At 71.4% G+C, this 22,745-nt stretch carries 25 protein-coding genes and 1 tRNA gene; 13 read left to right on the top strand and 13 right to left on the bottom strand.

Annotated features, from left to right (window positions below):
* Positions 1–65 precede the first annotated feature (65 nt).
* A complete protein-coding gene (locus tag F1C12_RS03885; RefSeq protein WP_185277525.1) occupies positions 66–902 on the top strand; it encodes a UbiA family prenyltransferase in 837 nt (278 codons plus the stop codon).
* Here the strand turns inward: F1C12_RS03885 and F1C12_RS03890 are convergent.
* Positions 899–2,320, bottom strand: coding sequence for an MFS transporter (locus tag F1C12_RS03890; RefSeq protein WP_258046097.1), 1,422 nt, complete (start codon positions 2,318–2,320; stop codon positions 899–901). The two genes, F1C12_RS03885 and F1C12_RS03890, sit on opposite strands and share 4 nt — an antisense overlap.
* Before the next feature lie 65 nt (positions 2,321–2,385).
* On the opposite strand from F1C12_RS03890, the gene F1C12_RS03895 reads away from it, so the two are divergent.
* Positions 2,386–3,012, top strand: a complete 627-nt coding sequence (locus tag F1C12_RS03895) for a hypothetical protein (protein ID WP_185277526.1) — start codon at positions 2,386–2,388, stop codon at positions 3,010–3,012.
* Positions 3,009–3,215 (top strand): DUF6186 family protein, encoded by a 207-nt coding sequence (locus F1C12_RS03900; protein WP_185277527.1) that lies wholly within the window; start codon positions 3,009–3,011, stop codon positions 3,213–3,215. The genes F1C12_RS03895 and F1C12_RS03900 overlap by 4 nt, the downstream gene beginning before the upstream one ends.
* Before the next feature lie 6 nt (positions 3,216–3,221).
* On the opposite strand, the gene F1C12_RS03905 is transcribed toward F1C12_RS03900, so the two are convergent.
* On the bottom strand, positions 3,222–4,547 hold the full coding sequence (locus F1C12_RS03905; RefSeq protein WP_258046098.1) for an LCP family protein: 1,326 nt from the start codon (positions 4,545–4,547) through the stop codon (positions 3,222–3,224).
* Positions 4,548–4,704: 157 nt separating this feature from the next.
* Here F1C12_RS03905 and F1C12_RS03910 point away from each other — a divergent pair, with 157 nt between their 5' ends.
* The 8 genes from F1C12_RS03910 to F1C12_RS03945 all read left to right on the top strand — a co-directional run bounded on the left by F1C12_RS03910 (position 4,705) and on the right by F1C12_RS03945 (position 11,366).
* Positions 4,705–5,961 carry a hypothetical protein gene (locus F1C12_RS03910; RefSeq protein ID WP_185279117.1) on the top strand — a complete coding sequence of 419 codons (1,257 nt, stop codon included), beginning with the start codon at positions 4,705–4,707 and terminating at the stop codon, positions 5,959–5,961.
* Between the two features lie 265 nt (positions 5,962–6,226).
* Complete coding sequence (locus F1C12_RS03915) at positions 6,227–6,856, top strand: hypothetical protein (RefSeq protein ID WP_185277528.1); 630 nt, start codon at positions 6,227–6,229, stop codon at positions 6,854–6,856.
* Between the two features lie 4 nt (positions 6,857–6,860).
* Complete coding sequence (locus F1C12_RS03920; RefSeq protein ID WP_185277529.1) at positions 6,861–7,445, top strand: hypothetical protein; 585 nt, start codon at positions 6,861–6,863, stop codon at positions 7,443–7,445.
* Positions 7,442–8,092: a hypothetical protein gene (locus tag F1C12_RS03925; RefSeq protein ID WP_185277530.1), complete on the top strand. Its 651-nt coding sequence runs from the start codon at positions 7,442–7,444 to the stop codon at positions 8,090–8,092. The genes F1C12_RS03920 and F1C12_RS03925 overlap by 4 nt, the downstream gene beginning before the upstream one ends.
* Positions 8,089–8,646 (top strand): hypothetical protein, encoded by a 558-nt coding sequence (locus tag F1C12_RS03930; RefSeq protein WP_185277531.1) that lies wholly within the window; start codon positions 8,089–8,091, stop codon positions 8,644–8,646. The genes F1C12_RS03925 and F1C12_RS03930 overlap by 4 nt, the downstream gene beginning before the upstream one ends.
* Complete coding sequence (locus F1C12_RS03935) at positions 8,643–10,127, top strand: hypothetical protein (protein WP_185277532.1); 1,485 nt, start codon at positions 8,643–8,645, stop codon at positions 10,125–10,127. The genes F1C12_RS03930 and F1C12_RS03935 overlap by 4 nt, the downstream gene beginning before the upstream one ends.
* Positions 10,124–10,810, top strand: coding sequence for a hypothetical protein (locus F1C12_RS03940; RefSeq protein ID WP_185277533.1), 687 nt, complete (start codon positions 10,124–10,126; stop codon positions 10,808–10,810). The genes F1C12_RS03935 and F1C12_RS03940 overlap by 4 nt, the downstream gene beginning before the upstream one ends.
* On the top strand, positions 10,791–11,366 hold the full coding sequence (locus tag F1C12_RS03945; RefSeq protein ID WP_185277534.1) for a signal peptidase I: 576 nt from the start codon (positions 10,791–10,793) through the stop codon (positions 11,364–11,366). The genes F1C12_RS03940 and F1C12_RS03945 overlap by 20 nt, the downstream gene beginning before the upstream one ends.
* An 84-nt stretch (positions 11,367–11,450) precedes the next feature.
* On the opposite strand, the gene F1C12_RS03950 is transcribed toward F1C12_RS03945, so the two are convergent.
* The 10 genes from F1C12_RS03950 to rplU form a co-directional block, all read right to left on the bottom strand.
* Positions 11,451–11,523 (bottom strand) — tRNA-Ala (locus tag F1C12_RS03950).
* 137 nt (positions 11,524–11,660) lie between these two features.
* Positions 11,661–12,035 carry a ribosome silencing factor gene (gene rsfS, locus F1C12_RS03955; RefSeq protein WP_185277535.1) on the bottom strand — a complete coding sequence of 125 codons (375 nt, stop codon included), beginning with the start codon at positions 12,033–12,035 and terminating at the stop codon, positions 11,661–11,663.
* A 49-nt stretch (positions 12,036–12,084) separates the two neighbouring features.
* A complete protein-coding gene (locus F1C12_RS03960) occupies positions 12,085–13,341 on the bottom strand; it encodes a hypothetical protein (RefSeq protein WP_258046099.1) in 1,257 nt (418 codons plus the stop codon).
* Positions 13,338–13,940: a nicotinate-nucleotide adenylyltransferase gene (gene nadD, locus F1C12_RS03965; RefSeq protein WP_185277536.1), complete on the bottom strand. Its 603-nt coding sequence runs from the start codon at positions 13,938–13,940 to the stop codon at positions 13,338–13,340. The genes F1C12_RS03960 and nadD overlap by 4 nt, the downstream gene beginning before the upstream one ends.
* Positions 13,941–13,968: 28 nt before the next feature.
* A complete protein-coding gene (locus F1C12_RS03970; RefSeq protein WP_185277537.1) occupies positions 13,969–14,211 on the bottom strand; it encodes a hypothetical protein in 243 nt (80 codons plus the stop codon).
* 58 nt (positions 14,212–14,269) lie between these two features.
* The gene (locus F1C12_RS03975; protein ID WP_185277538.1) at positions 14,270–15,538 is read right to left on the bottom strand and encodes a glutamate-5-semialdehyde dehydrogenase; all 1,269 of its coding nucleotides are present in this window, start codon (positions 15,536–15,538) and stop codon (positions 14,270–14,272) included.
* Between the two features lie 9 nt (positions 15,539–15,547).
* Positions 15,548–16,369, bottom strand: coding sequence for a glutamate 5-kinase (proB, locus tag F1C12_RS03980; protein WP_185277539.1), 822 nt, complete (start codon positions 16,367–16,369; stop codon positions 15,548–15,550).
* Positions 16,366–17,937 carry a GTPase ObgE gene (gene obgE, locus F1C12_RS03985; RefSeq protein WP_185277540.1) on the bottom strand — a complete coding sequence of 524 codons (1,572 nt, stop codon included), beginning with the start codon at positions 17,935–17,937 and terminating at the stop codon, positions 16,366–16,368. Before obgE ends, proB begins: the two co-directional genes overlap by 4 nt.
* A gap of 83 nt (positions 17,938–18,020) precedes the next feature.
* Positions 18,021–18,278 (bottom strand): 50S ribosomal protein L27, encoded by a 258-nt coding sequence (gene rpmA / locus F1C12_RS03990; protein WP_179606195.1) that lies wholly within the window; start codon positions 18,276–18,278, stop codon positions 18,021–18,023.
* A 29-nt stretch (positions 18,279–18,307) separates the two neighbouring features.
* Positions 18,308–18,616: a 50S ribosomal protein L21 gene (gene rplU, locus F1C12_RS03995; protein ID WP_055916382.1), complete on the bottom strand. Its 309-nt coding sequence runs from the start codon at positions 18,614–18,616 to the stop codon at positions 18,308–18,310.
* Positions 18,617–18,874: 258 nt separating this feature from the next.
* Between rplU and F1C12_RS04000 the strand changes: the two genes are divergently transcribed.
* The gene (locus F1C12_RS04000; RefSeq protein ID WP_185277541.1) at positions 18,875–19,150 is read left to right on the top strand and encodes a DUF4031 domain-containing protein; all 276 of its coding nucleotides are present in this window, start codon (positions 18,875–18,877) and stop codon (positions 19,148–19,150) included.
* A 29-nt stretch (positions 19,151–19,179) separates the two neighbouring features.
* On the opposite strand, the gene F1C12_RS04005 is transcribed toward F1C12_RS04000, so the two are convergent.
* Positions 19,180–21,762: an Rne/Rng family ribonuclease gene (locus tag F1C12_RS04005; RefSeq protein WP_185277542.1), complete on the bottom strand. Its 2,583-nt coding sequence runs from the start codon at positions 21,760–21,762 to the stop codon at positions 19,180–19,182.
* A gap of 317 nt (positions 21,763–22,079) precedes the next feature.
* On the opposite strand from F1C12_RS04005, the gene F1C12_RS04010 reads away from it, so the two are divergent.
* A complete protein-coding gene (locus tag F1C12_RS04010; protein ID WP_258046100.1) occupies positions 22,080–22,739 on the top strand; it encodes a vitamin K epoxide reductase family protein in 660 nt (219 codons plus the stop codon).
* Positions 22,740–22,745: the final 6 nt, after the last annotated feature.

The raw sequence follows: 22,745 nt of genomic DNA on the forward strand, positions 1-22,745 counted from the left end.
GGTGCTTCCTGCGTGTCCGCCCGTACGCCGTCGCCTCCCGGCTCCGGCCGCCCTACGATGGCGGGATGGCGTCCAAGCCGATCTCGCTGCTGCTCGCCAGCCACCCGGGACCCACTGCCGTGGTCACCGTCGTGGCGGTCGGCCTCGGCATCGGGCTCGGCTATCCGCCCGGCCGCCTCGTCGTCCTCGCGCTCGCGATCCTGCTCGGCCAGCTCTCGATCGGCTGGTCGAACGACTGGCTCGACGCCGCCCGCGACCGGGAGGTCGACCGGGCCGACAAGCCGGCTGCCCGCGGCGATGTCCCGCTCGCCCTCGTGCGCGCGTCCGCGTTCGTGGCGCTCGCCCTCGCGCTGATCGTGACCGCATTCCTCGGTATCGGCGCACTGATCGCCCACGCCGTGGCGATCGCGGGCGGCTGGGCCTACAACCTGGGCCTCAAGTCGACCGCTGCGTCGTTCGTCCCGTTCGCCGTGAGCTTCGGCCTCCTCCCGGCCATCGCCACGCTCGGCCAGGAGCACCCGGCGTGGCCGGCGCCCTGGGTCTTCGCGGCCGGCGCTCTGCTCGGGGTCGCCGCGCACGTGACCAACGTGCTGCCCGATCTCGCCGACGACGCCCGCACCGGCATCCGCGGCCTCCCGCACCGCCTCGGCACGCGCGCCAGCGGCCTGCTCGCTTTCGGCTGCCTCGCGGTCGCGACCGTGCTGATCACGTTCGGGCCCGGCCTCCCGGTGCGCCCGCTGCTCGTCGTCGGCCTCGTCATCGGGCTGGCCGCGGTCGTCGCAGGCGTCGTCCTCCTGCTCCGGCGCAGCCCGACCCGGCTGCTCATGCAGCTCATCATGACGTGCGCGCTCGTGGACGTCGCGATGCTGGCCCTGGCCGGCCAGTCGATCGCGGCGGGTTAGCGGGAGGCCGTCGGGCTCCCCGCGGGCGGCTCGTCGACCGTGGTCTTGATCGGCGCAGCCGCCGGCTCGTGGTTGCGGATGCCGATGGCCGACACCACGCCGCCGACGATCAGCAGCGCCGCCGTGGCGAGCATGGCCCGGTGCATACCGTCGACGTCCAGCTTCTGGCCGATCACGATCCCGGCCATGGCGACGGTGAGGAGGCCGGCGATGCGCGCCACGGCGTTGTTGACCGCGGACCCGATGCCGGCCTGGCCCGGGTGGATGGAGCCGAGGATCGCGCTGGTCAACGGCGCGACCGTCATCGAGAGGCCGACGCCGAACAGCAGCACGGCGGGCAGCAGCTCGAACCAGTAGTTCACCTCCGGCCCGATCATCAGCAGCCAGAGGAAGCCCGCCGACGCCACGATGGGACCGACGCCCATGAAGAACCGCGGCCCGTACTTCCCCGCCAGCCCGCCGAAGTAGCTCGACAGCAGCAGCATGCAGAGGGTCGACGGGATGAAGACGAACCCGGCGACGAACGCGGAGAACCCGACGACCTGCTGCAGGAACAGCGTGACCATCAGCGGCCCGAACGACAGCGCTCCGTAGACGAACGCCGTGGCCAGGTTGCCCACCCAGAAGTTGTGCACGGAGAAGAGCCCCAGCGGCAGCATCGGCTGCCTGACCCGCGTCTCGGCGAAGAAGAAGCCGATCAGCGACAGGATGCCGACCACGAACGGGATCCACACCCGCGGGCTCCCCCAGCCGTACGACCCCTGCTCGATGAGTGCGAACACGGTGCCGGCCAGACCGACCGAACCGAGCACGGCGCCGATGATGTCGACCCGACCCCCCATTCCCTTGTCGGTGTCACCGAGCGTCAGCATGAGCACCAGCGTGACCGCGATGGGCACCACGTTGATGACGAACACCCAGCGCCAGGACAGCGCGTCCACGAAGAAGCCGCCGACCACCGGGCCAGCGATCATCGCGATGCCGGTCCACGCCGTCCAGCGCCCGATGGCTTTGGCCTGGGCCGGCCCCTCGAACCGGGAGATGATGATCGCCAGCGACGACGGCACCAGCAGCGCTCCGGCGACGCCCTGGAGGGCGCGGGACAGCACGAGGAACACGCCGCTCGGCGCGAACGCGCACAGCAGCGAGGTGATGCCGAACCCGATCAGCCCGACGTAGAGGATGCGCTTGCGCCCGAACACGTCGGACAGCGAGCCGGCGATGAGGATCAGCGAGCCGAGCGTCACGAGGTAGGCGTCGACCACCCACTGCTGCAGCGGCAGCCCGCCGCCGAGCTCCTTGTCGATCGCCGGCAGCGCCACGTTGATGACGGCCCCGTCGAGGAACGCCACGAAGCTGGCCAGGATCGCGATCAGGAGGACGCGCAGCTGCAGGGACGTCATCTTCTCGGTGGCCATGTGCTCATTCAACGACCCGGCGTGCTGATCGCGCAACCACGCACGCCGGGCGTACGGTTTCCCTCGTGTCCGAGCTGTCGCACTCCGAGCGATCCTCCGGGCGGCGCCGACCGACCCCGACCACGATCTCGCGGGCCGGCTGGATCGGCGTGCTCCTCATCACGGCCGTCTTCCACGCGGTGCGGGGAGCGCCCGTGGACGCGGCGATCTACGTCGCAGGGGCGGCTGTGCTCACGCTCGACGCGCTCGGCTGGCTGCGCGTCCCGCTCCGGATGCCGGCCGACCGCGACACGGTCTCCCGCCGCGTGATCGCCGGGACGCTGATCGCGGTCGCAGCCATCACTCTCGGCTTCACGCAGCTCTACAGCCCGGCCGACACCGCGATCGTGGTCGGACTCGGGGTGCTGCTGCTGCCGGTGGCGTGGGCCGACCGGTCGCGTGCGGACGCCGGGCCGCCCGGAGCCGCCGTGCGCCGCGCAGCCGTGCTCTGGTCGGTCGTCATCGTCCTCGGCTGCCTCTGGGAGATCGGCGTTTACTTCCTCGGCCGTGACCTCACCGGCAGCGAGAACGCCTTCCCCGCGCTCTCCGACCTGATCGACCCGCTGCTGGCGTCGCCGCCTGCGCGGGCGCTGCTGGTGGCGTGCTGGCTGCTCGGCGGTTATGCGCTGCTGCGGCGCGGGAGGTCGTCATGAGATGGGTGACCATCGGCGGCTTCCTGCTGTGCGGCCTCCTGATCGTCCTGCTCGTCGTCCAGTCGCGCCGGCGCCCCGACCGGATCGCGCCGCTCGGCAGCCTCCTCGACCGGGTCATGGCCGATCGCGCGGCCCGGGTCACCATCCTGCTGTTCTGGTGGTGGATCGGCTGGCACTTCCTGGTCACGCCGCCGACGGTGTGACCAGCGTCAGTTGTTGCCCTTCGTGCAGGTCTGCTGCGCGGCCGTCTGACCGGTGACGTTCGAGGGCAGATCGACCGCGCCGGACGAGTTGGTCGGGGCGGGCGTGCCGCTCGAGGTCGGGCTCGCGGGCGCCGTCGCGGTGTCGCTCGGCTGGGAGGTCTGGCTCGGCTGGGAGGTCGGCGTGGCCGTCGCGCTCGGGTCCTCCGCCGCTCGCCCGGTCGAGCCGGTGAGGGTGACCGGCTGGTCGTTGACCAGCGCGTTGTTCACAGCGGTCGAGGCCTCCTCGTCCGGGATGACGCGGTTGATGTTGTCCGGGTCCGTCACCGCCGGATACTGCAGGAACACCATGTTCTGCAGGCCGGTGTCCTTGAGCGCGAGCGCGATCTCCACCAGCGTGGTCGGGTTGGTGAGCGTCTCCGACGGCGTGACGTTCTGCACAGCGGCTTTGGCGAGCGCGTAGAGCTGCACCGGGTTGCCGAGCACTCCCCCGCTGACGATCTTGCGTGCGAGCGCGGACAGGAAAACCTGCTGGTTGGAGATGCGGCCGAGGTCGCTGCCGTCGCCGACGCCGTGCCGGCTGCGCAGGAATGAGAGCGCCTGATCCCCCACCAGCGTGCTCTCCCCGGCCGGGAGGTCGAGCGGCGGGTTCGTGTAGTCGTCCTGCACCTTCGACGCGAGGCAGACCGTGACGCCGCCGACGGCCGTCGACATCGCGCTCACGCCGTTGAAGTTGATGACAGCGCCGAACGGGATGCTCACGCCGGTCAGCTTCTCGACGGTGAGCACCACGCAGGCGAGGCCGCCGCGCGACAGCGCCGTGTTGAACTGCGCGTACGACGACCCGCTCACGGTGTCCTTGCCGTCCGGCGTCGGACACGTCGGGATGCGCACCATGAGGTCGCGCGGAAAGCTGACCACCATCATGCTCTTGTGGTCCTGCGCGATGTGCAGCAGCATCGTGACGTCGTTGTTGCCCTCGCCCGTGCTGGCGTCCTGCTCGGCCGCCGAGTTGTAGACGCCGCCGAGGCCGCTGCGGCTGTCCGTGCCCGCCAGCAGCAGGTTGACGCCGCCGGGGATGGCGCCCACATTCGGGATGTCCTGCGGGATCGCCGTGTGGCCGGGAAGCGTGACCAGGGTGACGCCGTGCTTCACCGAGCGGGCGACATCCCACACCGCGTACGCGGCGACCGAGAAGCTGCTGACCACCACGACCGCGACCACGCCCGCCAGCAGCTTGAGGACGGACGCCACCAACCGCCGCCGCGGCAGTCTCCCGTGCCGCACCGGCGCCGGCCCGCGCGGACGCTTCTGACGGCGAGTCAGGTCGGTCATGCGGATCCCCCGGGGCGGTTCGAAGAAGAGAACTGGGTGAATCCTAAGCGATGGGCGCTTTCGGATGGGGGCGGGGCGCGCGGATACGCCGGCAGGATGACGCGGGTCCGCAGCGGGAGGGACGACGGGCGCCGCGCCGAGGCGCTGGACTGGCGGGATGGTTCCGCTGCTCCACCGCTTCGTGATCGGAGCAGCACTGCTCTGCGTCGTCGCCCTCCTCTCGTCGGTCCTCGCCGGGTGTTCGCAGCTGCCGGATCCGAAGCGGGACCTGATCGTGGCGGCGGCGAAGGTCGCGTTCGACGTGCGCACACAGCCGGGGGTGGCGGCGGCGTGGTCGGAGGTCGGGGATGCGGGCCGCGTCACCGTGCACGTGCGGCTGCAGCCGGAGGGCGAGCTGAGGGCCGCGGCGACGGCGGCCGCGGCCCTCGACGCCGCGCCGCTGCCCGGCGCGGAGGAGGTCACGCTCGCGGTCGCGGTTCCGGCTGCTCCGGGCCTCGCGCCGGTCGAGATCTCGCAGGCGCGCGCGCACCAGGACGGGATGCCGTTCCCGGCAGCGCTGGAGGCGGCGGACACGCTGCGACGGGTCGCGATCGCCGCGGAGGTCGGCATCACGTCCTCGGCTCTGTCGCTGCGACTGGACGACCACACCACGGCGGGGCCGTCCCCGCTCACGACGGCGGCGGCGGCCCTCCGCGGCGTCGCGGGCGTCCCCTCGCCCGTCACGGTGGAGTACCGGCCGCGGGACTCCTCCCGCTCCGTCTCGGTGGAGGTGGCCGACGACGGCCCGTCCGCGGAGCTTCTGGCCGCGCTGGACGAGCTGACCGTCCGCCCGGACGTCTCCAGGATCGTCCACCACGAGCAGCGCGGTCAGGATCGTCCGCTGCTCGACGTCCAGACCGACGACCCGGAGGCCGTCGCGCGGCTCCTGACGACCGTCGCCGACGACCACCCACCGCGCCCACGGACCGCGTTCTCCGCCCACACCGCCACGAACGCACCCCCGTTGAACGGGTACGTCGGCCTACCTCTCGCCGGTGCGGACCCACCTCCGCCCGCCGCTGAGGCCGCCCCGATCCTCGCGTCCTACGAGGCCGATCTCCGGGCCTTCCTGCTCCGGACCGCGGAAGCCGGCACCGCCACCTGCTCGGTCACGGACGGGCGCAGTGTGCAGTGCCTGGCCGAGCTCCCGCTCTGGCATGAAGCCGGCACGACCACGGAGGACGTCGAAGCCTGTTTCGCCGCCATCACCGCGGCCTGGCGCCACGCCGGGCTCACCAGTGGGGAACGCGCGCTCGGCACGGAGATCTGGAGCCGGGGACCGCACGTCCCCGGGCCGGCCGGCGTCGACGTCGCCCGGATTCGCGGGACCACCGACGGAATCCGTGTCTCCGTCGAGTCCCCGACCGTGAGGTGAGGCGCTGGCACACGCCGCCGCACGGGATGTGAGCCCCGAATGAACCCGCGACACCCCGCGCGACACGCCCGGGCTCCACGCGGGTGAAAGCCCAGACGATCATCTCGGCTCCCCCCGTGTCAGACCCCGATGAAACCCCTCCTCCCCCGCCGTTCCACCGCGAAACCCCGGTGCTACGGTCACGTCGCTGTAGACGGCCTGACCGTCTTCGACCGTTAGGGAGAGAGCAATGATGCAAGAAGCCGCCGCGCCGCAGAAGCGCGGAATGTCCAAGAGAACTCGGGCGGTCGTCGGCCTGGGCGCTGTCGTCGCGATCGCGGCCGGCGTCACCGCCGCCGCCTTCACCGATTTCGCGAACCTCAACCTCGGGGCGAACGGGATCGGCGCCGACCAGTACAACATCCAGGTGGTCGACACCGACCCCACGACAGGCGCGCAGATCCCCGGCTCGTGGCAAGAGGCGAACACGCCCGCAGGAGCCCCGATCGAGCTCGTCGGCGCGAACACGATCTTCCCGGGGAGCACGCCGATCTCGGTCGACATCCCGGTCCGGAACGCGTCCGCGACGCTGAACTCCACGCTGTCGCTCGGTCTCGTGCAGCTGCCGGACGCCGGAGCGAACGTGACCGACCCCGACTACCTGTCCAGCCTGCGGTTCACCGTCACGATGCCGGCGACCTCGCTCGGCGCGACGCCGATCAGCGTCACCGACCAGACGTTCGCGGAGCTCAGCACACTCGCGCTGAACGGCCTGGCCGCCGGCGAGGAGTCGAGCGTCACCATCCAGGTGCGCCTGCTCACCCAGGCCGAGTCCGGCTCCACGTTCACGGACAACGACCTGAACGGCATGAAGGCGTTCATCCAGGCCCAGTTCAACGGCACGTCGGCTCCCTGATCCGATGACCCCACCCACTCTGCCGGCGCGTCGGTGGCGCCGCCCCGTCCTTGCCGCGGTCGGAGTCTGCGTCGCCTCGGCGATCGCCGTCACCGCCGCGAGCACCGTGAACTGGTCCGACGTCATCGTCGCGCTGGACGGAAGCGACAACACCTTCGACCTGCAGGTGGCGGGCAGCGACGTGCCCGGCTGGCAGCCGACGGCAGCCGAATGGCAGCAGGGCCGACCCGACCCGGTCGTGGTCGCCCTGCCCGCCACGGTCCTGGAACCCGGCACCTCCGTGCAGGCGCGCGTCGCCGTCCGGAACAGCAGCCCCCGGCTCGCCGGGTCGATCAGGGTGCACCTGGTCGACCCGGCCACGCCGAACGCGCTGTTCCCCGAGTTGCGTTTCACCATCTCCGAAGGAGGCCACGTGTACGCGGCAGCAGTCCCGCCCACCGGCGCGGCGGACATCCCGCTCACCGGCGCGACGGCGCCCGGCGAGGACCGGGTCCTGGACGTGGAGGTCGCGCTGCCGGCCGACGCGCCCGCGAGCGTGAACGGATCGGTGACGCCCATCCGGCTCATGTTCACCGGGGTGAACCTGTGACCGGGCGGCGGGCGAGCAGCGCACGCCGGGTCTCCGCTCTGCGCCTCCTTCCGCGCGGACGGCGCGCACTGGCCGCCACCGGCCTCCTCGCCCTGAGCGCCGCCTTCGGCCTCGCCGCCCTCCAGACCACTTCGGCCGGGTTCACGGACCAGTCCGCTCCGCGGCTCGGCACGGGCGGCGCCATCGGCGGCTCCTACAACATCGCCTTCCTCGACGCGGGAGGCGCGATCCAGGAGGGCGACCCGACACCGCTCGCGCTGGACACCTCCGGCAACGGCGCCATCACGTTCGACGCCACCTCCGACGTCGCCATGCGGGTGGTCACCACGACCGTCGCGACCGGTCCCGTCCGGCTCTCCCTGTACAACGCCTACCCCGGGAGCCGCCCCAGCGATCCAGGGACCACCGGGCCCGGCGCCGATCCGTACGACTACGCCCTCTACACGGTCACGGTGGATGGGACCGCGGTCGTGACGGCCGCCACCGCCGCCGCGATCGACGCGGCGCCCCCCGTCCTCACCGGCTGGACGCAGAACACCCCGAAGGCGGTCACGGTCGCCGTCTCGCTGCCGCGCGCGATCGGGAATCCGTACGTCTTCGACCGCACGCTCGTCCTCGGCGTCCGCTTCGACGGGAGCACCTCGTGAGGGCCGCCGTCGTCGCGTCCGCCGCCCTCCTCGCGCTGGCCGGCGTGCTGCCCACCGCCTCCGCCGCGAACGCCGCCGACGTGGTCACCGTGCCGATGCCAGGTCCTGGCCATCAGAGCGCGTGGTCGGCCACCGTGCAGAATCCCGTCTCCGGCACGTCGAAGGTCTACCTCAACGTCGTCGGCGCGACCGGCGGCGCGGCGGGCATCGACGACGAGCTCACGCTCAGCGTCCAGGTGGACGGCGTCACCGTGATCGCGCCGACCCCGGTGCGCCGGATCCTCGGCGCCGGCCCGGTCGCGCTCGGCACCGTCGACGGCGGAAGCACGAAGACCGTCTCGGGCGAGGTCGCCCTCTCGACGGCCGCCGGAAACGCCTACCAGGGACAGAGCGCCGAGGTCACCCTCCGGCTCAGCTCCGTGGCGCAGGAGTCCGCGCCTCCCCCGCTCGCCGACACCGGCCTCACGGTGATCGGCCTCGGCGTCCCTCTCGCCCTCGTCTCCCTGGGCGCCGTGTTCCTCCTGCGGCGCAGAAAGCAGAGTGCACAGCCATGACGCGCAGACCCATCACCCGGATCCGGCGTTCCGCCGCCGCCCGCGCGGCAGGGATGACCACCCTCGTCGCCATCGCGCTCGCCGCCGTCGCCGGAGTGCCGTCGACCACGGCGGCGTACACCGACACCGCCGCGGCCGAGACCTCCCCGACCGACACGCCCCTGCTCACCCAGGCGGCGCGGATGATCCCGACGAACACCTACCTGGCCAACACGGCGACCGCCCTGCAGGACGACGGCACGCTGTGGGTGTGGGGCTTCCGCGGAAACGGCCTCGCCGGGAACGGCACCTTGACCGTCCCGTCCACCGCCTCGCCGTCGCCCGTCGTCCTCCCGAACGACGGCTACACCGGCGCGAACCATCGGTACATCGTCAAGGTCGCCGGCACGAGCCTGGACGACTTCTACCCCACCGACATCAACTACACCGGCCTCGCAGCGCTGTCCGACGACGGCCAGGTCTACACCTGGGGCGGCAGCAACACGAACAACGTCATGGGCCGGCCGAGCACGCCGATCCCCTATACGCAGCCGGGGCCGGTCGCCATCCCCGGGACCGTCGTCGACCTCCGCTCGTCCTCCGGCGTCTTCATGGCGCTCACCAGCACGGGCGACCTGTACACCTGGGGCAACGCGCAGGGCCGCGGGATCACCGGCCAGGGCAGCGCGACGGCCTCCTCGCCGACTCCGTCCCTGATCATGTCGGGCGTGCACAGCATCGGCGCCGGCATGTGGAACGGGTGGGCGGTCCGCGGGAACTTCGACCCGAACGACCCGACCACCGGGGTCTTCTGGTGGGGATGGGCGAACGCGGGCTCCTCCTACGCCTCCGACCCCTCCGGCGACAACCTCGGCACGAACCAGTACACCCCGACCCGGTCGACGGGGCTGTCCCCGTTCGCCCAGTCCGGCTGCGACACGGTCGGGGTGGTGATGGGCTCCCCCGCGGACCAGTGCTCGATCGAGTCCCTGACCGGGCACTACTTCGGCAACCAGCTGGTCGCCGTGGGAGGTCACCTCGTGACGTGGGGCGACGCCTCCAACTTCGGCACCGGCCGGGCGTACGTCTCCGGGCCGATCAGCGCGACCCCGATCGCGTTGACGCTGCCGAACGACGACCTGGTCAAGCAGATCGCGCCGAGCCAGGACTACGTCGAGGTGCTGGGGATGTCCGGCCAGGTCTACATCTACGGCCGCTACTCGTTCGCACGCGGACCGGACCCGGTGTCGGGGACGGCGTCGACCACGAACATCGTGACCCCGACCCCGCTGCTCCCACTGGGCGACACGGTCAGCGCCGTCGGCGCCTTCGGCTACTCCGGAACGGCCCTGAACGCCGACGGCTCGTTCGTCAACTGGGGAGGCAGCACCGCGGGCGGCAACAACAACACCTACTCCTCGATCATCAACAGCTGGGCCGCCAACACCACACCCACGAACGCCGTCCAGGGGCTGACGACGATGATCACCCCGGGGTCGTGATGAAGCACAGGAGACAATCACGCAGAGGGATCGCCCTCGCCACCGTCGCCGCCGGAACGCTCGTCGTGACGGCCGCGCTGCTGACGGTCGGCCCGACGGTGAGCGCCTTCACCGACCGGGCGGCGCTGAACGCGGGGACGGACGGCATCGGCTCCGAGGCCTTCGACATCGTCTCCGTCCTCCCGGGCGGGGACGTCGCCCAGGCACTCCCCGGTCACGGCGTGACGGTGCCGATCGCCGGCGACGACTCCCTCGTCCCCGGGGGCGCCCTCACTGTGAACCTCGGCGTCGCGAACAACTCGCCCTCGCTCGCCGCCGCCGTCACCGTCGCCGTAAAGCCGTCGGACGCGGCCGGCACCGGCCAGGTCGACGGCAGCCCCAACATCACGCCGTTCCTCCGCGTCACCGTGGTCGACACGACGACCGGGCAGCTCCTGGTCGGCGGGAGCGCGTCCGACCCCAGCCAGGGCGCCGCGGTCGCGGACGCGTCGGCCGTGATCGGCCGCCTCCCGGCCCGCGGCTCCGCCGCCCTCGCCGACGGCGCCGCCTGGGTGGCGGGAAACGCCGGCAGCCGCCACGACCTCACGATCACGCTGTTCTACGTGGACACACCGGAGACCTCCGCCTACAACGGAGGCCAGACCGCCCTGGAGGTGGAGTTCGATGGCACGTCGGCGCAGTGAGCCCCCGCGTCGCTCGGTGTGGAAGCTGCTCGGCTCGCTCCTGCTGACGTTCTCGGCCGTCGTCGGCGTGATCGCGATCGTGGCCGTGGCGGTCTGCGCGATCTTCGGCCTCCGCCCCGTGGTGGTGATCTCCGGCTCGATGGAGCCGGAGCTCCCGGTGGGATCGATGGTCTTCTACCGCACGGTCCCGGCGAAGGACGTCGCGGTCGGCGACATCGTGACGGTGCCCCGCTCGGATGGCGCCGCGGGCCTCATCACCCACCGTGTGAAGCAGGCGACGACGAAGGACGGCGTCACGACCCTGCGTCTGAAAGGCGACGCCAACGCGACGGAGGACCCGCTGCCGTACGTGGTCACCTCCGTCGGTGAGTTCGTCGGCCGGATCCCGCTGGCGGGCACGATCGCGCTCGCCGCGCGGACGCCCCTGGGCATCGCGGCGGTGGCGACGTACGTGGCGGCCTTGATCGCGGTGATCGTGTTCGGCCGCCGGCGACCCCAGCCGGGATCGCGCACCAGAGGTCGGCGACGGGCCGTACCGCGGGCGGCCGCCGACTGAGCGCGCCCATGGAGAGGCCGGCTCATCGGCCCGCGCAATCAGAAAAGGCCGGCTTCCGAAGAAGCCGGCCTTTTCTGTTCTCGGTGGATCTGAGGGGACTCGAACCCCTGACCCCCTGCATGCCATGCAGGTGCGCTACCAGCTGCGCCACAGACCCCCATGTTGAATTATCAGTACCTTTGTTGTTGTTCACCGGGTCTCCCCGGGCAACTCATCAAGCGTACTACACGCGGGCGGCGCAACGTAAATCGGCCGTGCAGCCCGGGCGTGTGCGCTCCGCGCCCGCTTCCGGGGCTACTCCGCGGTGTGGACCGGGAGCTCGAGCGGGAGGACCGGGCAGTCCTTCCAGAGGCGCTCGAGGGCGTAGTACATGCGGTCTTCCTCGTGGAAGACGTGCACCACGAGGTCGCCGAAGTCCAGGAGGATCCAGCGGCCCTCCGCCTTGCCCTCGCGGCGCAGCGTGCGTACGCCGGCGTCGTTCAGCCGGTCCTCCACCTCGGAGGCGATCGCGATCACGTTGCGTTCGACCGAGCCGGACACGAGGAGGAAGGCGTCCGTCAGGGGCAGCGGGCCGGAGACGTCCAGCGCCACCAGGTCGATGCCGCCCTTCGAGTCGGCGGCGGCGGCCGCGAGCTGGAGGATGTCCCGGGCATGCGGGGAGGCGGTCACAGAGAGTCCTTCGGAAGAGAGCGGGTCGAGAAGAAGTGTTCGCGGGTCATCAGAACACGTGGAGCACGTACGCCGCGATCAGCAGGCCGATCACGCCGACGGCGAGCACGCCCGCGGTCACCATGAGCACCACCGGGAGGGCGTTGCCGCGCTTCTTCGGCGGGGCGATGACGCCGCGCGTCGAGGTGTGCGTGCTGATCGCCCGCGACGCGCGCACCGGCGCGACCTCGGAGGTGTTGAACTCGTTCTCCTCGCTGTCCAGCAGCCGGTCGATGTCGGAGGAGTCGATGCGGTCGTGGGCACCGGTCGCCCCGAGCGTGCGCGGCAGGTCGATCGAGCCGGTGACGAGGATCTCGCCGGTGCTGGTCAGCGGGCCCGTGGCGTCCGCCTGCGGCAGCGACGGGAGGATCAGCGCGTTGGTCGTGGTCGCCGCCGTCGAGTGGCCGACGTTGCGGGAGGTGATCGGCTCGGAGCCGTCCTCCAGCTCGGCCGCCATCGACCAGTGGCCGGTCGGCGGCGTGAACGGACGGCGCTCCTGCGCGGAGGTGTCCTCGTCGTCCTCGACAGGGGCGGCAGCGGTAGCGGCCGGCGCGGCGGGAGCCTGCGATCCGAACGCCGTGAAGACGGACGTCGGCGAGGATGTCACCGCGCTGTCGGCCTGCGACGCCGCGGAGACCGGGGCCGCGGGCGCCCCCTCGTCGGTGAAGCTCACGGGGATGATCGGCTCGGCGATGGCCGGCGAGTGGTTCGCCTGCTGGTTCGCCGCCTGCGCCTGCAGCATGGCCCGCAGCTCGCGGCGGGTCAGCGTGCGCTCACCGGTCGGGTCGGACTCGTCCGACGCGGACGGCGGAGGAGTCGTGATCTGCTGCGACGTCGCGCGCACAGGAGCCTGAGCGGCCGCAGCCGCCCCCGGCAGAACGCTCATCGGCTGCGTCACCGGCTCGGGCTTGGACGGGTCCGGCGCCTGCCGGAACAAGTCGAACGACGACGCGTCCGAGCTGGGGTCGGAGCCCGAGCGCTTGGGGGCGCTGAACAGGAGGTTGTCGAAGCTGCCGCCCGACGACACGCCGGGCTCGGCGAACGCGCTGGCGGGGATGGCCGGTGCCTGCTCCTCGTTCGAGGACGGAGCGTCGGAGGGGGCTCCGGGAGTCGCGGACGTCTCGGGGATCTCCCCCGCAGGCGTGATCTCGGAGGTGCCCGCACGGCGCGACGCCTGCCGAGCCGCCGTACGCTCGTTCTCTCTGGCCTGTCGCCGTGTCTGCGGCGGCTGGCTCGCTTCCGCTGGCTGTTCAGGCCATGACGTCATTCCACGCTCCGATACAAGTGATGTTTGGAGATGTACTGGACCACCCCGTCGGGGACGAGGTACCAGACGGGGAATCCCCTGCTCACCCGGCTCCGGCAGTCAGTGGACGAGATCGCCAGGGCCGGAACTTCCAACAAGCTTACGTCCTGTTTGGGCAATCCAGAAATATTGAGGTCGTGTCCCGGGCGACTCACAGCCACGAAGTGCGCGAGCTTCCACAGCTCGTCGATGTCGCGCCAGCTGAGGATCTGCGCGATGGCGTCGGCGCCGGTGATGAAGAAGAGCTCCGCGTCCGGCCGCTCCTCGCGCAGATCGCGCAGGGTGTCGATCGTGTACGTGGGGCCGACGCGGTCCACATCCACCCGGCTGACCGTGAAGCGCGGATTGGAGGCCGTCGCGATCACCGTCATCAGATAGCGGTGCTCGGCGGGCGTGACCTCGCCCTTCTGCCAGGGCTGGCCGGTGGGCACGAAGACGACCTCGTCGAGGTCGAACGACTGCGCGACCTCGCTCGCGGCGACCAGGTGGCCGTGATGGATCGGATCGAATGTTCCGCCCATCACGCCGATGCGTGGACGGCTCTTCTCGGTCAGCTCCATGTGTGGGTGCCGCCCGGCGCGGCGGGCCTCAGTGCCCCTGGGTCGGGTGGCCGGTGCCGTGGTGGGTGGCGCCCGGGGCGCCGGCGTGCGACGCGGCGTCGGTCGCCGAGCGGTGGCTGTGGCGGTTGGCCACGTCACGGAAGCTGAAGATGACACCGAGCAGGCACAGGAAGGTGACGATCGCGATCGTGCCGTAGGCCCAGGTGGGCATCGGCAGGTCGACGTGGGTCTCCGCTGCTGCCGCGGCGATGATGGTCGTCAACTGGGACATCGGTGGTGTTCCTTTCGGGGCGTTGCGGCACGAGGCCGTTTCTCAGTCTAGTGGTCGCTCACGCGCGGATCTGGCCTGACCCGCGGACGATCCACTTGGTGCTGGTCAGCTCGGGCAGGCCCATCGGTCCGCGCGCGTGCAGCTTCTGGGTGGAGATGCCGACCTCCGCGCCGAAGCCGAACTCGCCGCCGTCGGTGAACCGGGTGGACGCGTTGACCATGACGACCGCCGAGTCGACCTCGGCGAGGAAGCGCTCGGCGTTGCCGAGGTCGTTGGTGACGATCGCCTCGGTGTGCTGCGTGGAGTACCGGCGGATGTGCGCGATCGCGGCGTCCAGGTCGTCCACGACCCGCACCGAGATGTCGAGGCTCATGTGCTCGGTGGCGTAGTCCTCGTCGGTGACGGGGACGCCGCCCGGCGCGTACGGGAGCGCGGTCTCGTCGGCGTGGATGGTGACGCCGGCCTCGGCCAGCGAGCCGAGCACTGCGGGCAGCAGGCGCTCGGCGGCGCTCCGGTGCACCAGCAGCGTCTCGACCGCGTTGCAGACGCTGGGACGCTGGACCTTGGCGTTGCGGACGATGTCCACCGCCCAGTCCTCGCGCGCGCTCTCGTCCAGCACGATGTGCACGACGCCGGCGCCCGTCTCGATCACCGGGACGCTCGACTGGGTCACCACGGCCTGGATCAGGTCGGCGCTGCCCCGCGGGATCAGCACGTCGACCAGGCCGCGTGCACGCATCAGCTCGTTCGCGCCGTCGCGGCCGAACTCGTCGATGGTCTGCGCCGCGTCGGCGGGGAGGCCGGCGCTCGCGAGCGCGTCGCGGACGACCTCCACCAGCACGGCGTTGGTGTTGAGGGCCGCGGTGCCGCCGCGCAGGACGACCGCGTTGCCGCTCTTGATCGCGAGCGACGCGATGTCGATGGTGACGTTCGGCCTGGCTTCGTAGATCGCGCCGACGACGCCGAACGGCACGCGGGTCTGGGCGATCTTCACGCCGTTCGGGAGGTCGCTGCCACGCACCACCTGGCCGACCGGGTCGGTCAGGCCGACGACCTCGAGCACAGCCTCCGCGAGACTCTGCAGCCGCGACGGGGTGAGGGTCAGCCGGTCGAGCAGGCCCGCGGAGAGCCCGTTCTCACGCCCGTTGGCGAGGTCGAACTCGTTGGCGGCCAGAATGCTCTGCTCGGCCGCCAGCACGCCATCCGCGATCGCGCGCAGCGCCGCGTTCTTCTGCTCGGACGTCGCGGTCGCCAGCGGGAGCGAAGCGCCCTTGGCCGCGGCGAGGCGATCAGCGAGCGAAGTGGGGGCGGCGACGGTCGAGGACATGCGTCAAGTCTAGGCCGTGGCGGCCCGCGCGGCCTCGGCGTCGTCCGCGCTCGGGGACGGCGCGAACCAGGTCCCGACGGCCTCGCCGCGCAGCGCCTCGGCGACCAGCGTCGTCGCCGTGAGGATGACCGCTGTGCCCTGCTCGGCGGCCTGCCGCGCAGCCGACACCTTGGTCAGCGCTCCCCCGGTCCCGACGCCGGACAGCCCGGTCGCGCCGATCTCGACCCCCGCGAGCTCGTCGCCCCAGCCCACGTACCCGATCCGTTCGGCGCCGGGCTCCTGCGGCGGCTTGGTATAGAGCGCGTCGACGTCCGAGAGCAGCACCAGGAGGTCGGCCTCCACCAGCAGCGCCACCAGCGCGGCGAGCCGGTCGTTGTCGCCGAACCGGATCTCGTGGGTCGCGACCGTGTCGTTCTCGTTGACGATCGGGAGGATGCGGAGGTCGAGCAGCCGCTCCATCGCACGCTTCGCGTTGCTGCGGTGGGTCGGGTTCTCCATGTCGCCCGCAGTCAGGAGCACCTGGCCGGCGACGATCTCGTAGCGGTCCAGGCTGTCCTGGTAGCGGTAGATGAGCACGTTCTGGCCGACCGCGGCGGCCGCCTGCTGCGTGGCCAGGTCGGTCGGCCGCGCGTCCAGCGACAGGTAGGGGATGCCGGTCGCGATCGCGCCGGAAGACACCAGGATGACCTGCGAGCCGCGGCCGTGCGCCTCGGCGAGGGCGTCCACGAGCGGGCCGATCTGCCCCGCGTTCTCGCCGCTGATCGACGAGGAGCCGACCTTGACGACGATCCGTCGGGCGGTGGGGACCTGGGCGCGCTCGTCGATGGTCATTCCCGGCCTGTCTCCTCGCTCGCCGCGCTCCGGGAGCCGGAGTCCTGGCCGTCGTAGTCGTCGTAGTCGTCGTCCTGCCAGAGCCCGGCCTCCTTCTCGCGGAGGAGCTCGGCGCGGGCCTCGGCCTTGCCGTCCATCCGGTCGAAGTAGTCCTCGCGGCGCTGGGCGCGGGTGGGGCGCGCGCTCTGGTCGATGCGCGCGTCGGTGCCGCGCGGCGCCGTGATCAGCTCGGCCGTGGAGGTGAGCGTGGGCTCCCAGTCGAACACCACGCCGTTGTTCCGGCCGATGACGACGGTCGAACCGGCGACGGCGCCCGCCGTGAACAGGCGGTCCTCGACGCCGAGCTTGGCGAGCCGGTCGGCGAGGTAGCCGACGGCCTCGTCGTTGGCGAAGTCGGTCTGGGCGACCCAGCGCTCAGGCTTCGCGCCCAGGATGCGGTAGACCGGGCCGTCCGAGCCGCCCTCCACCTTGACGGTGAAGCCGGCGTCGTCCACGGCCTTGGGGCGGATGACGATGCGCGGGCGGATCTCGGCCTGCGCGGCCTCGGCCGTCCGGGCCTCCTCGACCAGTTCGGCCAGGGCGAACGACAGCGCGCGCAGGCCCTCGTGGCTGACCGTGGAGATCTCGAACACGCGGTAGCCGCGCGCCTCCAGGTCGCCACGGACGAAGTCCGCCAGCTCGCGGGCGTCCGGGACGTCGATCTTGTTGAGCGCGATGAGCTGCGGGCGCTCCAGCAGCGGGACCTGGCCCTCGGGCACCGGGTAGGCGGCCAGTTCGCCGAGGATGACCTCCAGGTCGCTCAGCGGGTCGCGGCCGGGCTCCAGGGTGGCGCAGTCGAGCACGTGCAGCAGGGCGGAGCAGCGCTCGACGTGGCGCAGGAACTCCAGTCCCAGGCCGCGGCCCTCGCTGGCGCCCTCGATCAGGCCGGGGACGTCGGCGATGGTGTAGCGCACGTCCCCCGCCTGCACGACGCCGAGGTTGGGGTGCAGTGTGGTGAACGGGTAGTCCGCGATCTTCGGCTTCGCCGCAGAGAGCGCGGCGATCAGGCTCGACTTGCCGGCGGACGGGTAGCCGACCAGCGCGACGTCGGCGACGGTCTTGAGCTCGAGGAGGACGTCGCCCTCCCAGCCCGGGGTTCCGAGCAGCGCGAACCCGGGCGCCTTGCGCTTCTGGGTGGCGAGGGCGGCGTTGCCGAGCCCGCCGAGACCGCCCGCGGCCGCGACGAAGCGCATACCGGGCTCGTTCAGGTCGACGAGCTCCTCGCCGTCCTCCGACTTGACCACGGTGCCGACCGGGACCGGGAGCTCGAGCTCGCCGCCGGTGGTGCCGCTGCGGTGGTCGCCCATCCCGAAGCCGCCGTTGTCGCTGGAACGGTGCGGGTGGCGGTGGTAGCCGAGCAGGGTCGTGACCTGCGGGTCGGCGACGAGGACGATGTCGCCTCCGTTGCCACCGTTGCCGCCGTCGGGGCCGGCGAGCGGCTTGAACTTCTCGCGACGGACCGAGACGCACCCGTTTCCGCCGTTGCCCGCGCGCAGATGCAGTGTCACGCGGTCCACGAACGTGGCCATCAGGATGCTCCTCGGTTGTGTCTGAAACGACGGATGGGCGGGCCGAAGCCCGCCCATCCGTGAAGTGCTGTCGTGGGTGAGGCTCAGGCCTCGACGGCCACGATGTTGACGACCTTGCGGCCGCCCTTGGTGCCGAACTCGACCGAGCCCGCCGCGAGGGCGAACAGCGTGTCGTCGCCACCGCGGCCGACGTTGGCGCCCGGGTGGAAGTGCGTGCCGCGCTGGCGGACCAGGATCTCGCCGGCGTTGACGGTCTGGCCGCCGAAGCGCTTCACGCCGAGGCGCTGCGCGTTCGAGTCACGACCGTTGCGAGTGGAGCTCGCGCCCTTTTTGTGTGCCATGTCTTCTTCTCCTCGAGAGGTTCTGTCGGCTACTTGATGCCGGTGATCTTGACGCGCGTGAGCTCCTGGCGGTGGCCCTGGCGCTTCTTGTAGCCGGTCTTGTTCTTGAACTTCTGGATGACGATCTTCGGGCCGCGCAGGTCGCCGAGGACCTCGGCGGTCACCTTCACCTTGGCGAGGGACTTCGCGTCGGAGGTGATCTTGTCACCGTCGACGAGCAGGACAGCGGCCAGCTCGACGTTGCCGTCCTTGTCGGCCTTGATGCGGTCCATCGTCACGATGGTGCCGACCTCGACCTTCTCCTGCCGGCCACCGGCGCGCACAACTGCGTAAACCACTTTCACGTACCTTTTCGTCGGGGATCAGTTCCCGACCGATGCCGTGGACCTGTCCTGCTCTTGTTTGTTCAGGGAGTTACTGGCGAGCTCGCGCCCGCCGATGGCGGCGGGTGGCTCTCAGAAAACCGTGCGGGTGCACCGGCCAACCGGCACACACCAACGGTCAACTTTACCCGACACCGCACGACCCGTCAATTCAGCGAGGGGGCGTCGAGACCGACCGGAACCCTGGACGGGACCGGTTCCTACAATCATTGTATGACGGTCCTGATCGATCCCCCGGCATGGCCCGCCCACGGCATGTTGTGGTCGCATCTGGTCAGCGACTCCTCCCTGGACGAGCTGCACGCGTTCGCCGCCGCGGCGGACATCCCGGCGCGCGCGTTCGACCTCGACCACTACGACGTGCCGGACCGCCGCTACGACGAGCTCGTGGCGGCGGGAGCGGAGGCGGTCAGCGGCAAGGAGCTGGTCTCCCGGCTGATCGCCAGCGGACTGCGCGTGCGGGCGCGCGACCGCGTGCGCCGCCACTGAGAGGTCAGCGACGGCGCACGGAGGGCGATTCAGTCCTCGTGCTTCTCGCCGGCGATCTGGCCGCCGGTGATGACGGCCGTGCTCGCACGGCGGCCGCGGCTGCGGCCCTGGCCCGGAGCCTTCGGCTGCGGCAGGGCGTCCAGCACGGAGTCGAGCAGCAGCTCGGTCTCCACGGCCGTCGCGACCGGGGCGTGCGCCACGGGAGCGGACGGCTCGGGCAGGTCGATCATCGGGAAGTCGAGGTGCGGGTGCTCGTCGGCCGCCGGAGCCGCGGGAGCGGACTCCTGCGCTGCGGGCTCGGGCTTCGTCTCGGCGGCGGGAGCCTCCGCGGCCGGAGCCTCCGCCTGACGCTGCTCGTCGCGCGGGCCCTTGCCCTTGCGGCGGCGCTTCTTCGGCGCGGCGTCGGCGGCGGGCGCGTCGGCCACCTGCGCGGGCTGAGTGGCCGGTTCGGCGGCCGGTGCGACCTCCCCCTCGTGATGCGGGTGGATGGTCGAGGCGGCGATCTGGGCGAGCGCGTTCTTGGCGTCGTCGGTCAGCGCGTGCGTGCCGTTGGTGTGCGCGGCGCTCGCCTGCTGCTGCTGGCCGCCGCCGTTGCCGTTTCCGTTGCCGGCGTTGCCGCCGCGGCCGCGCCGGCGCTCGCTCTGGGGCTGCTGCTGCGGCTGGCGGTGCTTGACGACGGGGTCGTGGTGCACGATCACACCACGGCCCGCGCAGACCTCGCACGCCTCGCTGAAGGTCTCCAGGAGGCCGAGGCCGAGCTTCTTGCGGGTCATCTGGACGAGGCCGAGCGAGGTGACCTCCGCCACCTGGTGCTTGGTCCGGTCCCGGCTCAGGCACTCGATCAGGCGGCGCAGCACCAGGTCGCGGTTCGACTCCAGCACCATGTCGATGAAGTCGACCACGATGATGCCGCCGATGTCGCGCAGCCGGAGCTGGCGGACGATCTCCTCCGCGGCCTCCAGGTTGTTCTTGGTGACCGTCTCTTCGAGGTTGCCCCCGGAGCCGACGAACTTGCCGGTGTTGACGTCCACCACGGTCATCGCCTCGGTGCGGTCGATGACCAGCGAACCGCCGGACGGCAGCCAGACCTTGCGCTCCAGCGCCTTCTCGATCTGCTCGGTGATGCGGTGCTCGTCGAACGCGTCGCGGTCGCCGGTGTAGGCCTCCACGCGGTCGATCAGGTCGGGCGCGACCTGGCGCAGGTAGCTCTCGATCGTCTGGCGCGCGTCGTCGCCGGCGATGATCAGTTTCTGGAAGTCCTCGTTGAAGACGTCGCGGATGATCTTGATCAGGAGGTCGGGCTCGCTGTGCAGGAGCGCGGGCGCCTGCTGGGTCTCGACCTGGCGGCTGATGTCCGCCCACTGCGCCGTCAGGCGGGTGACGTCGAGGGTGAGCTGCTCCTCGGTGGCGCCCTCGGCCGCCGTGCGGACGATGACGCCGGCGCTCTCCGGGAGGACCTCCTTGAGGATCTTCTTGAGGCGCGAGCGCTCGGTGTCGGGCAGCTTGCGGCTGATCCCGTTCATGGAGCCGTTCGGCACGTACACGAGGTAGCGGCCGGGCAGCGAGATCTGGCTGGTCAGCCGCGCGCCCTTGTGGCCGACCGGGTCCTTGGTGACCTGGACGAGCACGCGGTCGCCTGCCTTGAGGGCGAGCTCGATGCGGCGGGGCTGGTTGCCGGTCTCGACGGCGTCCCAGTCGACCTCGCCGGAGTAGAGGACGGCGTTACGGCCGCGGCCGATGTCGACGAAGGCGGCCTCCATGCTCGGCAGCACGTTCTGCACGCGGCCGAGGTAGACGTTCCCGATGAGGGAGGCCTCCTGCGACCGGGCGACGTAGTGCTCGACGAGGACTTTGTCCTCGAGCACGCCGATCTGGATGCGGCCGCCCTTCGAGCGGACGACCATCTGCCGGTCGACGGACTCGCGGCGGGCCAGGAACTCCGCCTCGGTGATGACCGGGCGGCGGCGGCCGGCGTCGCGGCCGTCGCGCCTGCGCTGCTTCTTGGCCTCCAGCCGGGTCGAGCCCTTGACCTTCTGCGGCTCGGTGATCAGCTCCGGCTCGCGCGGCGTGCGGACCTTGACGACGGTGTTCGCCGGGTCGTTCGCCTCGGTGCGGCCGTTCTCGCCCGCGCGGCGGCGCGAGCGGCGGCGCATGGTGCCGGTCGGCTCCTCGTCCGGCAGCGGGGGCAGCGGAACGATGTCCGGGGCCTGGAAGAGCAGGGTCGTCGGCGGGAGGCCGGGGATGACGGCGCCGGCCGCCTCCTGCTCGTCGCCGTGGCGCTCGGGCAGGGCGGGCGGCTCGTGGCCGTCGGCGGCGATCGTCGCAACGTCCACGACGGACTCCGCGGCCGCGGTCTCCTCGGTGACGGCGACCGTCACGTCGGTCGCGGCGTCGGGGGTCCCGGCGTCGGCGGTCGCCTCGGCGACCGACGTGTCGGCCTGCTCCGCGACGACCTCCTGCTCGGCGATCTCGCGCTCTCCGGCGAACACCGGTGTCTCGGCGGTCCCGGCGGGACGGCTCACGCGCCTGCTGCCGAAGATCCCCCGGCGCCTGCGGCCTCCCGTTCCCTGTTCGTTGCTGTTCGTGCTGTCGATATTCTCGTTTTCCACCATCGCTGGTGCACTCCTCGACCGGTGGCGGCAACCCGCTCACCGGGTACTCTCCGTCGGAGGCGCCGCTCGGCGCCTGCCGTAATCCTGGCTCGGACTGCCGGTGCTCGTGGCACCCGCGTCCGGCTCTCCCTTGTCTTGTGCCGGCCTGCGTGGCCGGCTGTTCATTCGGGCGCACCTGGCGCCCTCAAGCCTTCTGTTCGTGTCGGCCGGCATGCTGCCGGAACGACTTATCCAATGATTATCGCATGTCGGCGGCTCCGAACCGGCGCAACCGGCGTTCACAGAACGGGCGCGCCGCGTCATGCCATAATCCGACTGTGCCTGCCTCGAAGACCGCGCCTGCTACCCCACAGCCGTCAAAACCGACGACCGATCCCGCTCCCGCGGGGTACCGCCGCCCGACCGCCCTCGCGATCTTCCTGATCGTCGCCGGGGTCATCGGCTTCTGGGCGGCGTTCATGCTGACCGTGGACAAGTTCCACCTGCTCGCCGACTCCCACGCGCAGCTCTCCTGCAACTTCAACGTCCTCGTCGGCTGCAGCAAGAACCTGAACTCGTGGCAGGGCTCGCTGCTGGGCTTCCCGAACCCGCTCCTCGGCCTGGCCGGCTGGACGGCGACCATCGCGGTCGGCGTCGGACTGTTCGCCGCCGGGCGCTTCGCCCGGTGGTACTGGATCGCGTTCAACGTCGGCGTCGTGCTCGCCCTGGTGCTGGTGATCTTCCTCATCACCGAGTCGCTGACCGTGCTGAACGTGCTCTGCCCGTGGTGCATGGTCACCTGGACCGTGACGATCCCGACGTTCTGGGCGGTCACGCTCTACAACCTCAAGGAGGGGCACATCCCCGTGCCCGAGCGCGCCCGCCGGTTCTTCGGCACGCTCTACGGCTGGGTGCCGCTGATCACGATCGTCAGCTACGCGATCGTCGCCGTGCTGGCGCAGATCCAGCTCGACTGGATCCACCGGGCGTTCGTCTGATCCCCG

Source organism: Leifsonia shinshuensis, from assembly GCF_014217625.1.
GTDB classification, from domain to species: domain Bacteria; phylum Actinomycetota; class Actinomycetes; order Actinomycetales; family Microbacteriaceae; genus Leifsonia; species Leifsonia shinshuensis_A.